Below are 14,221 nucleotides of genomic sequence, written 5' to 3'. Positions count from 1 at the left end.
GCAAGGCAAAGCACAAAGAGAAAGAGCCGGCAGCGATGCCGGCTTTTTTTATGCCTCCGGCATCATTGCGGCGGGAATGATGGCGCCGCGATGCTGGATCACCGTAGCGGCCAGCAGATGGCCGCGCTGCGCCGCCCGTTGGGCGCTGCCGCCGTTCAGGCGGGCCGCCAGGTAACCGGCGCTGAAAGAATCGCCCGCTGCGGTGGTGTCGACGACACGCTCTGGCGGCAGCGCGATCGCCGGCACCTCAAGCTTCTCCCCTGCCATACTGAACACCAGGCAGGCGTGCGCGCCGCGTTTGATGACGATCTCGCCGACGCCGAGCGCCTGCGTGCGAGCTACCGCCTGTTCGATAGGCTGCGCTCCCCACAGCAACTCTTCGTCATCCAGCGTCAGAAAAGCGATGTCGGTACAGGCCAGCACCTCGCGGTAGGCCTGCTGCGTTTCCTCACGGCTTTGCCACAGGCGCGGACGGTAATTGTTGTCGAAGATCACCTTGCCGCCGTTGGCGCGACAGCGGCGCAGCAGCGCCAGCAGTTTCATGCGATCGGCAGGCGCGAGGATCGCCAGGCTAATGCCGCTGAGGTACAAGTAATCGAACTGCGCCAGCCGTTCGCACAGTGCGTCGGCCTGCGGTCCCGCAAGCCAATACCGGGCGGCGGCGTCATTGCGCCAGTAGTAGAAAGTACGTTCGCCGGCGGCGTCGGTTTCGATGAGGTACAGGCCCGGCAGCTTGTTGTCGAATTGCTGAATCAACTCGGTCTCGATCTTCTCCTGCCGCCAGGCCTGCAGCATGTCGCCGCTGAAACTGTCGGTGCCGAGTGCGGTGACATAATGCACCCGTAGCGTCTGTTCCGGCATTTGGCGGGCGAGGTAGACGGCGGTGTTGAGGGTATCGCCGCCAAAGCCGCGCGTCAGCTGTGCGCCCTGCTGCGACAGCTCGATCATGCATTCGCCGATCACGGCGAGATTTCGGATAGTCATCGTCAATAAGCCCTGGCTAAAGAAGAAGCAATAGCTGTCAGTCTCCACGCAAGGCGGTCAGGGAGTCAATAAATTAAAACGGCGTTTTAATTTTTTATGATCGCGATCGGCGAACGCGGGCAGGACGGAGGCGAAACGGGCGGCAATTCGGCTTAAAGTTTTACGCTGCGTTGCCGATAAGCTGGGTAAAGAAACAGCGGCAGCGCTCTCATTTCCCCGCCACGGCGATAGTACCGATGATAACCAATCTGATCTCTGGTCTGCTGGCGCCTTGTTTTGCCCTCTATGCCTGCGCCAAATCGCGGCGCTACTGGCGGCAATGCCGGCGCTTGTATACCTTCCAGCCGATTTATCGCACCAGCGGCGCGCTGCTGGCGGTGGAACTGCTGACGGCGGTGTATCACCCGAATGAGCCGGACAAGCGGCAATCCCCGGAGCATTATTTTTCCTCGCTCGGCGTCGCCCAGCGTTTGCAGGTGATCCAGGAACAGCTGGCGCTGTTGCAGCGCTGGCAGGCGTTGTTCATTCGTCACGCGGTGATGGTGTCGGTCAATATCGACGGCATCGCGCTGCAAGCGTTGCAGCGCCATAGCGCGTTGCAACGGCAGATCGCCGAGATGCCCTATCTGCGCTTCGAGCTGGTGGAGCACGCCGAAACGGCGTCAAACCGCCCGCTGCAGCAGATCGTCGGCGGCGAGCGGCTGTGGCTGGACGATTTCGGCAGCGGGCTGGCCAACTTCTCCGCCGTCGGCGCCTGGCGTTATCAATACATCAAGGTGGCGCGCGAATTGTTTACCTTGCTCAAACAGTCGGAAGAGGGCGTCCAGCTGCTCGGCACCCTGATCAAGATGATGAACCAGCACAGCGACGGGGTGATCGTCGAGGGTGTGGAAACCGAACAAGAGTGGCGGCTGGTGCAGCGTTCCGGCGCGTTGGCCGCTCAGGGCTACTACCTTTCCCGCCCGGCGTGCTTTGAAACTCTGCACAGCGTGCCGACGCTGTTCGCCGCGCCCGACACGCCGGCGTGAACTCCGGCCTATCCTCAGCTAGGCTTAAACGGGGCTGCTAACTCCTTTTCCTTTCATTCGGCAGCCCGATTTATGCGCTGAGGGAGCCGCTATGACAAGAACAGGAAAGGTTTTCAGCTGGCTGGGCGGCATTGTGCTGCTACTGATCGTCGCGCTGGCGATCTTCATTGCTACCTTCGACTGGAATCGACTCAAGCCTACCATCAACGACAAAGTGTCGGCCGAACTGCGGCGACCGTTCGCCATTCGCGGCGATCTGGGCGTCGACTGGTCGCGCAATCCGGATGAGGGCGGCTGGCGCGCCTGGGTGCCCTGGCCGCATATTCACGCCGAAGACGTGTGGCTGGGTAACCCGAAAAACATGCCCGGCGACAGCATGGTGACGCTGCAGCGCGTCGACGCCAGCATTGCGCCGCTGGCGCTGCTGGGTAAAGAGCTGCTGATCCCGCGCATCTGGCTGAAGCAGCCGAATGCTTCGTTGCAACGTCTGGCCAACGGCGACAACAACTGGACGTTTGACCTGGCTGCCGGCCAGGATCCCAAGCAGCCGCCTTCCGACTGGTCGTTCACCGTTCACGACATCGTATTCGACAAGGGGCAGATCGCCTTTAAAGACGCCACGCTGAAGGCGGATTTCCGCGCCGTCATCGATCCGCTCGGCAAGCCGTTGCCGTTCAGTGAAGTGACCGGCAAACAGGGCGGCGACAAGACCGCGACCCCCGATTACGTTTTCGGCTGGCAGGTGAAGGGCAAATATAACGGCGAACCGTTGAGCGGCAGCGGCAAGATTGGCGGCATGCTGTCGCTGCAGAGCGCCGATTTGCCGTTCCCGCTGCAGGCCGATGTGCGCTCCGGCAGCACCCGGGTGGTGGTCGCGGGCACCTTGTCCGATCCGCTGAACCTCGGCGGCCTGGATGTACAGCTGAAATTTTCCGGTGAAAGCCTGAGCAACCTCTATGGCCTGACCGGCGTGTTGTTGCCGAATACCCCGCCGTATGCGACCGATGGCCATCTGACCGCCCGTCTGCATCAGCCGGGCGGCGCGGTGTTTGAGTACCAGAAATTCGACGGAAAAATCGGCGACAGCGACATTCACGGCAGCTTGAAGTACGTTGCCGGTAAACCGCGGCCCACGCTGAGCGGCGCGGTGAACTCCCGGCAGCTGAGGTTGGCGGATCTGGCGCCGCTGATCGGCGCCGACTCCAACGCCGCCAAAGCCGGGCGCGGCGAGAAAAGCCGTCAGCCTGCGGATAAGGTGCTGCCGGTCGAACAGTTCGATACGCAAAGCTGGAGCAAGATGGATGCGGACGTGAAGTTTGCCGCCGCGCGCATTGAACGCGGCAGCGATTTGCCGCTGAGCGATCTGGCCACGCACCTGAAGCTGAACAATGGCGAACTGCGCCTGGATCCGTTGCGCTTCGGCATGGCGGGCGGCAGCCTGAACGCCGTCGTGCGCCTCGACGGCGGCAAAAAGCCGATGCGCGGGCAGGTGGATATGCATGCACGCAAACTTCAGCTTAAACAGCTGTTGCCGAACGTGGAGGCGATGAAGCGCAGCCTCGGGCAGATGAACGGCGATGCCAGGCTGACGGGCAGCGGCAATTCGGTGGCCGAGCTGCTGGCGACCAGCAACGGCGATCTGCGCCTGCTGATCAATAACGGGGTGATCAGCCGTAGCCTGATGGAGATCCTCGGTCTGAACGTCGGTAACTATCTGGTGGCACAGCTGTTCGGTGACGACGTGGTGGGCATCAACTGCGCGGCGGCGGACGTCGGCATCCGCAGCGGCGTCGCCGCGCCGCGACTGTTCGTGTTCGACACCGAAAACGCGGTGATCAACATCACCGGCAACACCAACCTCGCCACCGAACGGCTGGATTTATCCATCGATCCGGAAAGCAAGGGCATGCGCGTGCTGACCCTGCGATCGCCGCTGTACGTGAAAGGCACCTTCAAGCATCCGGACGCCGGGGTCAAAGCCGGGCCGCTGATCGCGCGCGGCGCGGCGGCGGTGGCGTTGGGGGCGGTGCTGACGCCGGCGGCGGCGCTGCTGGCGCTGGTCTCGCCCAGTGAAGGCGGCGAGGAGAACCAGTGCGGGCAGATCCTGAGGGAGATGAAAGGCAAAAAATAATCAGGTGCGCGGCGGCGGCGTGAGCAGCCGGCAGTCGTGATCCTGGATCTCTTCCGCCGAGGCCAGGGTGAACGGCAGCAGGCTGCGCTCGGTTGCCAGCAGCAGGAAATCCCCGTCCGGCAGCGCGGTCATCGCCAGGCCGAAGCTGCCCATACGCCCGTCGGCGCGCGGCAGGCCGGAGGCCAGCAGGCGGAAGGCGCCCTGTTGTTCCAGTTCGGCGGGGGTCACCCGCCGCCCCAGATAGTCATGCCCCAACAGGCCGCCGGGCAGCGGTTGCCATTGCTCGATGAAATGGGGGCCGATCTGCGCCAGCCGCTGTTTTACCGCCGGCAGCAGGCAGGAGATATGAATGTGCAGCTGGTTTTGCGTGCGGCCATATTCCGAATTGATCGCCAGTGAAATATCGCCGTCGTCGATCGGTTTGCCATAGCGTTCCGCCATCACGTGGCGCGCGCGCCAGGCCTGGGCGAAGAAATTCGGCGTGGCGGCGTCCAGCACTGCCGGGCTTTCGATACCGGTGATTTTGGCGCTGGGCATCAGCAGGTATTGCAGCGGCCCGTTGCGATCTTTAAACACCACGAAACCGGCCTGCACATCCACCTGCGCGCAGGGCGCCGGGTTGTCATGCGCCTGCTGATTGGGCAGACATTGCTGGCTGACGATGCGCCACAGCGCATCGGGATGGTCGGGTTTCAACCCGTAATAGAGCGCGATGGCGAGAGCCGCCAGCAGCACCACGCAGACAAATACCCCACGACGCAGAGACATCGGCCGATCCTGTTACCGAGAGAAACGTCCAGCATAGCCCGGTTTTATGACAGGAAACGAACAACGCGTGCGGCCCCCCGCAGTGAGGGGGCCGCAGAGGATCACAGCGACTGGTGGCGGGTTTCTTTCATCAGCAGGAGGGCCAGCAGCGTCAGCCCGGCCATCGCCGCCAGGTACATGCCGACGTAAAACAGCCCGTAGTGGGCCGCCAGCCAGGTGGCGATGTAAGGCGCCACGGACGCGCCGAGAATCGACGCGACGTTGTAGGAGAACGATGCGCCGGTATAGCGCACTTCGGTGGGGAACAGCTCCGGCAGCAGCGCGCCCATCGGGCCAAAGGTCAGCCCCATGATGCTCAGGCCGCACAGCAGGAAGCCCATCACCAGCGCCTGGTTGCCGGAACCCAGCAGGGTCGGGAACAGGAACGCGAAGCCGATCATCAGCAGGGTAATGGCGATCATGGTCTTGCGACGGCCGAACGCGTCCGCCAGCAGGCCGGCGATGGGCACCATCACGCCGAAACCGATCACCGCCACCATCAGCATCCACAGGAAGCTGTTGCGGGAGTAACCGAGCCCCAGCGGCTGCGGCGCAGTGCCGTAGGTCATCGAATAGACCGTCATCAGATAAAACAGCGTGTAGGTCGCCAGCATGATGAAGGTGCCGAGGATGGTGGCTTTCAGATGCTTGCTCAGCAGCGTGCCGAGCGGCACTTTCACCTGTTTGCCGGCCTTGGCCGCTTTGGCGAACACCGGCGTTTCATGCAATGACACCCGGACGTACAGGCCAATCAGCACCAATGCGGCGGAGAGGATGAACGGCACGCGCCAGCCCCATTCCATAAATTGCTGGTCGCTCAGCAGCCACGAGAGCAGCAGGAAGGTGCCGTTGGCGAAGAAGAAGCCGATCGGGGCGCCCAACTGGGGGAAGGAGCCGTACAGCGCACGTTTTTTGGCCGGCGCGTTCTCCGTCGCCAGCAAGGCGGCGCCGCCCCATTCGCCGCCCAGCCCCAGCCCCTGGCCAAAGCGCGCCAGCGCCAGCAGGATAGGGGCGAAGATGCCGATGGTTTCATAGCTCGGCAGCAGGCCGATCAGCACGGTGGAAATCCCCATGGTCAGCAGCGAGGCGACCAGCGTCACCTTGCGCCCCACGCGATCGCCGAAGTGGCCGAACAGCGCAGAGCCGATAGGGCGCGCGACAAAGGCGACGGCGAAGGTGGCCAGCGACTGCAGCGTCGCGGTGGTCGGGTCGCCCTGCGGGAAGAAGATGTGCGGGAACACGATCACCGCGGCGGTGGCGTAGATGTAAAAGTCGAAGAACTCGATGGCGGTGCCGACCAGCGAGGCGACGATGACTTTCCCGCGGGAATTCACCGGTGTAGACGCGTCGTCGGCGTCGAGTGGGGGTGCGATGGTGGCTTGCATATCTATTTCTTATTGTTGGAGGGGGTAAAAATCCATCTTAGTGACAGCATTCCGCCTTTTCAACGCTGGAACTCTGGGCAGCGCCGCCGCTAACCGGTTAAAAAGACTAATGTTTTCCCTGACTTCTTTTCTGTAGCGTTAAACGTTGAGAAATGGGGTTCATACAGTGTGAATGGCTGTAAAAACGGGAAAGAAAAGTGACTGGGTAGTTTGTTATGCTGGTTTTTCGAATGCCATGCCGCATGATTTAGAGAGATTGACTGGTTTTTTGCTTGTTAACCAGAGGAAAGTGCCGGCGCGTGCGATAACACCGGCACGATTGCATGGCTTCAGCGTGCCGGCGGCTCGCGTTCCGGCAAGGCTTTGTCGCCTTTGTAGTCGGCCGTTGCGATCCAGGCGGCGCAAAACAGCGTCAGGCGGGCGAAGAAGTAGAAGAACGCCATCAGCCCGATCACCGAGCCGAAGGCCGCGCCGGAGGGCGATTTCGCCACCTGCGGCAGCGTCATCGTCATCACGAACTTGATCACCTCAAAGCCGATAGCCGCAAGCAAGGTGCCGCGCAGCAGCGCTTTTTTCTTCGGTTTGTGGCGCGGCAGCATCCAGAAAATCCACAGGAACAGCAGATAGTTGGCGAAAATCGAGATCGACAGCGCGATCGTCGTCAGCGCCGGCCGCAGCCATTCGATGCCGTCCAGCCCCAGTGCGTTGACGATCGCCGCCTGCGCCGAGCCGGCGACCGAGGTCAGCGACAGCGTGATAATCAGTGCGACCACCAGGCCGGTCAGCGAGATGAAGTCGCGGGTGTACTTGAAATAGATTTTCTCCTGATCCTGCGGATTGCGCTCCCAGACGTCACGCGATTGCGCGCGGATCGCTTCGCGCAGGTTGCCCATCCAACTGATGCCGGAATAGAGCGCCAGCGCCAGGCCGGTCAATCCCACGGTGGTGCGCTGCTGAATGGCGGTGTTGACGGTGTTCTTCAGCGTGCTGGCCAGCGTCGGATCGCTGATGCTGCCGACGATCCGGTTGATCAAACGGGCCAGCAGATCCGGGTTGGAAGCCAGCACGAAACCGGCGGCGGCGAACGACACCATCAGGATCGGGATCAGCGAGAGGAATGAAAAATAGGTGATGGCGGCGCCGAACTGGCTGCCCAGCCGATCGTTAAAGCGTTCGGCGGCGCGCAGCAGGTGCGCAACGCTCGGCCAGGCTTTGATGCGTTCAATCAGACGTGAAAAACCGCTGATGCGGCGGTCGAGCGTTTCATGGCCGGTCTTGATGGCGATAAGCGGCTTCGGCGGCGTGTCTTGTGCGGGCTGGCGGCGTTCCTGGTCTGGTCCTGTAGGCATTACTTCACGATTTCCTTAACGTTAAACGGCATGTATCCGCGTTGATTATAGCCAAAGCCCCGCGGCGTTTTGAGCGCCGGGGCGGCAAACGGTCATTTTCCGAGCTTAACGCGTTAGCGCCCGGCATGAAATGCCAGGAGGCGGTCGATAGGTAAAATTCCTATGAAAACCCCGCCGCGCCTCGGTTTTTTTCACTTCCCTACCTCCAATTTTTATCTGTTTCATCGGCGAGAAAGCGTTTACTCATGATGTGGCGCCACGCGTTGCCGAGCGCCGCTCCGCTGCAGCCGTAGGGGCTGGAACGGTCTCACCCGTCATCAACAGAAAAACTGGAAGGTCTTATGAAATTGCTTAATCACCCCACCTGCCGTCCGTTTACCGAAGCGGGCAATCTGTCGCAGCTTTCCGCCTACTATGAAGAGGAGAGGCATATCATGTGGATGCTGCTGCGCGCTGCGCCGCGTCCTTGCTTTAATCAGGCGCTGATTGAAGACATCATGACGCTGGCGCAGGCGGCGAAAGAGTCTTCGCTGCGGTTCGATTTCTGGGTCACCGGCTCGCTGGTGCCGAACATGTTTAACGTCGGCGGCGATCTGCAGTTCTTCGCCGAAGCCATCAAGAACCGCAAACGCGAGGCGATGATGGCCTACGCGCGTGCCTGCATCGACTGCGTGCATGCGGCAGCGCGCGGTTTCGATACCGGCGCAGTAAGCATTGCGATGGTCGAAGGCAGCGCGCTGGGCGGCGGCTTTGAAGCGGCGCTGGCGCACCATTTCGTGTTGGCGCAGAACAATGCGCGCATGGGGTTCCCGGAGATTGCGTTCAACCTGTTTCCCGGCATGGGCGGTTACTCGCTGGTGGCGCGCAAGGCGGGCATGCGCTTGGCCGAAGAACTGATTTGGGGCGGCGAGTCGCACACCGCAGAGTGGTTCGAGAGCCGTGGGCTGGTGGATCAGCTGTTCCAGCCCGGCGACGCCTACATGGCGACGCGCACTTTCATCGATACCATCCGGCCGAAGCTCAACGGCATGCGCGCCATGTTGCGGGCGCGTCAGCGCGTGCTGCAGCTGACGCGTTCCGAGCTGATGGACATTACCGAGGATTGGGTGCACTCGGCCTTCACCATTGAGGAAAAAGATCGCGCCTACATCGAGCGGCTGGTGATGTTGCAGGATCGCCACACCCTGAACCTGCGTCGTGCCGGCTAACGTTAACGCGCCCGCCTCACGCGGAAGGTGAGCGCGGGCGATAGGACTGCAGCCAATGCTCCAGCTGTTCCGGGAGCATTGGCCGCGCAAACAGAAAGCCCTGCTTTTCGTCCACGCCGACCTCGTCGAGGAACTGATTTTCGCTCTCGGTCTCCACCCCTTCGGCGATCACGCGGAAGGCCAGCGCCTCCGCCGCCGCGACGATCGCGCGCACCAGCGATTGCGAAACCGGGTTGAAATTCACCCCGCGCACGAAGCTTTTATCCAGCTTGATGGCGTCCAGCGGAATACGCGCCAGCTGCGCCAGCGACGAATAGCCGGTGCCGAAGTCGTCGAGATGCACCTGCGCGCCCAGCTCGCGTAGCCGGGTGATCAGCACGCGCGCGCGGTTTTCGTCTTCAATCAGGCTGCTTTCAGTCAACTCGAAGTCCAGCAGACAAGGGGCCATGCGGTGACGGCGCAGCACCCCGAGCAGATCGTTGACGATGCCGTCGTCTGCCAGCTGCCGGGCGGAGAGGTTGACCGCCACCCGCAGATTCAATCCCCGCTCTCGCCACTGCGCCGCCTGGCAGGCGGCGGTCTGCAACACCCATTGGCCCAGCGGGCCGATCAGGCCGGACTCCTCGGCATAGGAGATGAACTGCAGCGGCGGGATCAGGCCGCGCTCCGGCGAATCCCAGCGCACCAGCGCTTCCACGCTGTGCACTTCACCGCTGCGCGCGTCGATTTTAGGCTGGTAATACAATACCAGCTGATTTTGCTCCAGCCCTTTACGCAGGTTGGTGTCCAGCCACATGTATTCGGCGACGCGCTTGTTCATCTCCGGCGAGAAGACGGTATAGGTGCGCTTGCCGTGCTCCTTGGCGACGTACATGGCGGTATCGGCGCTGCGGATCAGGCTGTCGAGATCGTTGCCGTGCTCCGGGCACAGCGCGATGCCGATCGAACAGCCGGTATACACTTCGATCAGGCCGATGCGGAAAGGGGTCTTCAGCCGATCGATGATGCGCTGCGCCAGCGTTTGCAAACGTTCGCGATCGGTCTGAGGCGCCAGCACCAAAAATTCGTCGCCGCCGAGGCGGGCGAGCACCTGATCCGGGCTCAGGCAGCCGAGGATCGCCAGCGAGACCTCAACCAGCAGCCGATCGCCGAACATATGGCCGTAGGCGTCGTTGACCTTTTTGAAGTTGTCGAGATCGAGGTACACCAGGCCGAAACTCTCTTCGCTGCGTGTGGCGATGGCGTGGTTGATCTTGTCCTGGATGGCGTTACGGTTCGGCAGGCCGGTGATGATATCGGTGTTGGCCAGCACCCGCAGCCGTTCCTGCGCGCGACGCTCTTCGGTGATGTCGGTTCCTGAGCAGATCAGAAACACCTCGTTCTTACCGCTGCCGCTGTGCACGAACTTATTGCGAAACAGGAACAGCCGCTCGCCCTTGACCGTCTTTACCCAGCGTTCCACCTCATACGAAGAGCCGTTGCGGAAGAAGCCGGCGATGTTGCGCCGCGAGGCGGCGGCTTCTTCCGGGCTCATAAACAGCTGGAAAACGTTCTTGCCGATCACCTCGTGTTCGTGCAGCCCGGTGTACTCCTCGCTCAGCCGATTGAAGCGCTGGATGCGGCCGTGCTGGTCGACGATCACGATCACCGAGTTGGCTTCGGACACCACCTGCTCGGCGAAGGAGAGCCCATGCACCAGATCGCGCGCCACGGATTGGGTATCGCTGAACGCGGACGCGGTGCCCGCCCATTCGAGGTTATTGACGCGGCGCCCGACCAGATGCAGATGCAGCGGTTCGCCGGCCAGCGTGATGGTGAGTTCAAGGCTGGCGGTCACGCCGGTCAAACGGCGAATTTTCGCCGCGTCCATGGCGCTCAGCGCCACCGCGACGTGGGCTTTGCCCTTAACGGCGGACAGCTCCAGGGCATTGCTGTCAAACGCCAGCCGCCAGTGGGGGCTCTGGGTGCCGAAGTGGGCGTTAAGAAGCTCAGGGCCTTGGTCTGCGGACATGATGATTCCTCAAAAGAGCACGGGCGGCCGGTCAGCACGAAGAACCGCTGGCGGCCTGTGGGCCCGAAAGTGGTCGCCGTGCGCGTCTGTGCATCATATAACAGGTTTTCACAGGCGGGGCGGGTAATGGAAACTATTCTATAAGCAATGATTAGTTTTGCGGTGTACGCGCCACCCGGCGACCGGTTGCCTTAAAGTGTAGGAGGAGAACATCGGGTCGTGCGAAGTTTGTACCGGCTTCCCCGCTAACGAAAAACGGTTGATACAAGGTTGCCTTGTGGGCGAGTAAATTATAGCGGTGAGAGGGCGGCTGAAAAATAACCCTGTCGGGGAGATTTTTACCGGGAAATTAAAATTTCCATCAAATAAACGCCTTCTTCATAGTTTTCTCATAATTGGTGAATAAACCCGTGACGGGTTTTAAAAAGTTTACACACCCTCGCATTACTTGAATTTTATCAGCCTATTATTATCTTCGACGAACGAATGAGCCTGTTAACGTACAGCGCTCCTGATGAAGAAAAATTTTTAAGGAAATGATTATGCGTAAATTGACGGCTTTATTTATTGCTTCCACGCTGGCTCTGGGTTCTGCTTCTGCGGCGTTCGCCGCTGATACGACGGCGGCCCCGGCTGCGGATGCCGCGCCGATGAAAATGATGCATCACAAGGGTGAAGGTAAAGGTGGCCCGTTCGCCGGGCTGAACCTGACCGAGCAGCAGCGCCAGCAAATGCGCGATATCATGAAAGAGTCGCACTCGAAACGCGGTCCGGGCATGAAAGAGGAACGCCAGGCGCTGCATAATCTGGTGGCTTCCGACAGCTTCGATGAAGCGAAGGCGAAGGCGCAAATTGACGCGATCGGCAAAGCGCAATCCGAACGCATGCTGGAACGCGCCAAGGCGGAAAATAAAATGTATAACCTGCTGACCCCTGAGCAGAAAAAACAATACAATGAGAATTATCAGAAACGTGAGCAAAAGATGATGTACCATATGAATAAAATGAAGGAGCAGATGTCCTCCGGTCAGTAATATACGCTCGCGGTAAATAAAAAAGGGCCAGACTATTTGTCTGGCCTTTTTTTTCGGCGTTATCTCCGGCAGGCCCGGCAGCGAGTGATTATCATTCCCCACCGGCAATATGTCGGAACTGTTCGGCAACGGCCTGCGCAAAGCGCGGATCGTTAATATGGTAAGGCGTTTTTATTAACCGGCGCTTATGGGTGGCGTGCACCGTCTCCTCCAGCGTTTGCGTAAAGGCGGCCAGCGCTGCGGGATCCCAGAACGGTTGCCCAGGGGCATCCAGCGCCGACACGCCGCCCGCCGGGATCACGAAGCGCACTTCGCCCGCGCAGGCGTTGATTTTCTCGCCAATCCAATGTCCGATTAGCGCATTTTCCCGCGGGCTGGTGCGCACCAGCGTCACTTGCGGATTGTGATGATGGCGCAGGCGGTTCGCGTAGCGAGCCGGCACCGTATTCAGCGCGCCGAAGTTGATCATGTCGATCGCGCCGCAGGAGAGTACGCACGGGATGCCGGTACGCGCGATAGCACCGAAACGATCTGCATTGCAGGGCAGCACACCGCCAAACAGGTAATCGGTCACTTCGGTGGTGGTCAAATCGATGGCGCCGTGCAGTTGCCGGCTATCGATCAGTTTTTCCAGCGCTCTGCCACCGCTGCCGGTCGCGTGAAACGTCAGGCAGTCCCATTGCGGCTCAAGATCGGCAACCAGCGCTTGAATGCAGGGGGTGGTGACGCCAAACATCGTCAGGCCGATTGCGGGCTTGTCGTCGTGATGATCGACGGCGGCGAAGCGGACTGCGCCGGCTATCTGGCGCGCCGCATTGCCCAGCACCCGGCGCGAGATACGGTTCAGGCCGGCGAGATCGGTGACCGAATACAACATGCTGATATCACTGGCGCCGACATAGGCGGAAACGTCTCCCGCCGCCATGCTCGAGACCATCAATTTCGGCAGGCCAATCGGCAACTGCTGCATTGCCGGCGTGATGATGGCGGTGCCGCCGGAGCCGCCCAGGCCAAGCAGGCCGGCGATATCGCGGCGCGTCAGGATAAAACGTTCGAAAGCGGTCGCCATGGCGGCGATTGCCTGGCCGCGGCTGGCTAGAAAGACCGCGCCTGCGCCCGCCGGATGGTGGCGAGCGACCTCTTCTGGGCCGATATCGGCCGGGGAGTCAAACGGCAAGCTTCGGGTGGAGAGATCGACGGTTCGCGTGGGTAAATTCAGGCTGGCAATCAGCCGCCGCACATACTCCAACTCTTGTCCTTTCGTATCTGCTGTGGTAGCAATATAGACAAAATTTGAAGTATCTTTCATGGATTTTTCCGGGGTGTTTCTAATTTTTATTTAAAAATTAATGTGTTATGTTTTTTTAGGTGCCCTGGTGTTGGCATTTAAATTAAATTGGTTAATGTATTTATATAATGAGACGGCAGTATCATTTTTGCAAGGGCAGCTCAGTGCAAAATGGGACTCCTGTCTCATTTTTGAGCTTTTTGCGCGGCCAACCCTTTGTCGTCAACCTGTCGGCAGTGGCGTCTCGCCTGTCGCGCAAGCGTGTACAGATGTATGAGGTTTAAGTGCCGATAAATGCTTTTCCCACCCCGTCCGACCTTTCTCTGACCTCCGCCCGGGCGAAAACACATCGTTTGTTGCTGGCCAGCGCAATGACGCTGTATGGCGAGGGCGCGTTTCCATCGATCACCGATCTGGCGGCGCATGCGCAGGTATCGCGCGCGACCGCCTACCGCTATTTCCCGACCCAAAGCGCATTAATTACTGCGGTGGTGGCGGAAAGTCTGGGGCCTATTCTGGCGTGGCGCCCGCAGGACGACGATGCCCTGAAGCGCATCCAGCAGTTGCTGACGTTGGCCTATCCTCAGATGGAGCGACACGAAGGGGCGCTGCGCGCCGCATTGCAGCTCTCTTTGCAGCAGTGGGCGCACGCCACGCCGGGCGAAAAGTTCGTGCGCGGCAACCGCAAGCGGCTGCTGGCGCTGGCGGTAGAGCCGTTGCAGGGTAAACTGCCGCCAGATTCTTTACAGAGAGTGATTCATGCTTTCTCGCTGATTTACGGTTCTGAGGTGTTCCTGGTGCTGAAAGATATCTGGGGGCTGGAGCTTGAGGGTATCCAGGATGTCACGCAATGGATGGCCAAAGCCATCCTGCGTCAGGCGGAAGAGGATGCGATGAACAGCAAAAAAACATCAGCAGGATAATCCAATTTTTGCCGCTGCCTGAGTGAAAAATCAGCATAATTCACTGAGTAAATATTGGCAAAAGTTATAATTA

11 protein-coding genes are annotated in these 14,221 nt (G+C 60.4%); 5 read left to right on the top strand and 6 right to left on the bottom strand.

Annotated elements, in window-relative coordinates:
- Positions 1-48 precede the first annotated feature (48 nt).
- Positions 49-984: a sugar kinase gene (locus ACUTQY_RS22750; protein WP_046687956.1), complete on the bottom strand. Its 936-nt coding sequence runs from the start codon at positions 982-984 to the stop codon at positions 49-51.
- A 236-nt stretch (positions 985-1,220) separates the two neighbouring features.
- Between ACUTQY_RS22750 and pdeH the strand changes: the two genes are divergently transcribed.
- Positions 1,221-2,012 carry a cyclic-guanylate-specific phosphodiesterase gene (gene pdeH, locus ACUTQY_RS22745; protein ID WP_046687955.1) on the top strand — a complete coding sequence of 264 codons (792 nt, stop codon included), beginning with the start codon at positions 1,221-1,223 and terminating at the stop codon, positions 2,010-2,012.
- A 91-nt stretch (positions 2,013-2,103) separates the two neighbouring features.
- Entirely contained in the window at positions 2,104-4,143 is a 2,040-nt protein-coding gene (locus ACUTQY_RS22740) for an AsmA family protein (RefSeq protein ID WP_033645371.1), read from the top strand.
- Here ACUTQY_RS22740 and ACUTQY_RS22735 read toward each other — a convergent pair whose 3' ends face one another.
- The 3 genes from ACUTQY_RS22735 to yhjD form a co-directional block, all read right to left on the bottom strand.
- Positions 4,144-4,911, bottom strand: coding sequence for a CDP-diacylglycerol diphosphatase (locus tag ACUTQY_RS22735; RefSeq protein ID WP_046687953.1), 768 nt, complete (start codon positions 4,909-4,911; stop codon positions 4,144-4,146).
- A 101-nt stretch (positions 4,912-5,012) separates the two neighbouring features.
- A complete protein-coding gene (locus ACUTQY_RS22730) occupies positions 5,013-6,335 on the bottom strand; it encodes an MFS transporter (protein WP_016930463.1) in 1,323 nt (440 codons plus the stop codon).
- A 329-nt stretch (positions 6,336-6,664) separates the two neighbouring features.
- The gene (yhjD, locus tag ACUTQY_RS22725; RefSeq protein ID WP_021505224.1) at positions 6,665-7,684 is read right to left on the bottom strand and encodes an inner membrane protein YhjD; all 1,020 of its coding nucleotides are present in this window, start codon (positions 7,682-7,684) and stop codon (positions 6,665-6,667) included.
- 341 nt (positions 7,685-8,025) lie between these two features.
- Between yhjD and ACUTQY_RS22720 the strand changes: the two genes are divergently transcribed.
- On the top strand, positions 8,026-8,892 hold the full coding sequence (locus ACUTQY_RS22720; RefSeq protein WP_033652699.1) for a crotonase/enoyl-CoA hydratase family protein: 867 nt from the start codon (positions 8,026-8,028) through the stop codon (positions 8,890-8,892).
- A 16-nt stretch (positions 8,893-8,908) separates the two neighbouring features.
- Here the strand turns inward: ACUTQY_RS22720 and pdeR are convergent, their stop codons facing one another.
- The gene (pdeR, locus tag ACUTQY_RS22715) at positions 8,909-10,903 is read right to left on the bottom strand and encodes a cyclic di-GMP phosphodiesterase (RefSeq protein ID WP_046687952.1); all 1,995 of its coding nucleotides are present in this window, start codon (positions 10,901-10,903) and stop codon (positions 8,909-8,911) included.
- Between the two features lie 542 nt (positions 10,904-11,445).
- Between pdeR and spy the strand changes: the two genes are divergently transcribed.
- Positions 11,446-11,937: an ATP-independent periplasmic protein-refolding chaperone Spy gene (gene spy, locus ACUTQY_RS22710; protein ID WP_342188447.1), complete on the top strand. Its 492-nt coding sequence runs from the start codon at positions 11,446-11,448 to the stop codon at positions 11,935-11,937.
- Positions 11,938-12,028: 91 nt separating this feature from the next.
- Here the strand turns inward: spy and ACUTQY_RS22705 are convergent, their stop codons facing one another.
- Positions 12,029-13,246: a Tm-1-like ATP-binding domain-containing protein gene (locus ACUTQY_RS22705; RefSeq protein WP_033645366.1), complete on the bottom strand. Its 1,218-nt coding sequence runs from the start codon at positions 13,244-13,246 to the stop codon at positions 12,029-12,031.
- A 263-nt stretch (positions 13,247-13,509) separates the two neighbouring features.
- On the opposite strand from ACUTQY_RS22705, the gene ACUTQY_RS22700 reads away from it, so the two are divergent.
- Positions 13,510-14,148, top strand: a complete 639-nt coding sequence (locus tag ACUTQY_RS22700; protein ID WP_033645365.1) for a TetR/AcrR family transcriptional regulator — start codon at positions 13,510-13,512, stop codon at positions 14,146-14,148.
- Positions 14,149-14,221: the final 73 nt, after the last annotated feature.

It is taken from the genome of Serratia sp. TSA_130.1 (assembly GCF_052691795.1).
Note: the sequence above shows the minus strand (reverse complement) of the source record. Positions and strands in the feature narration are given on the sequence as shown.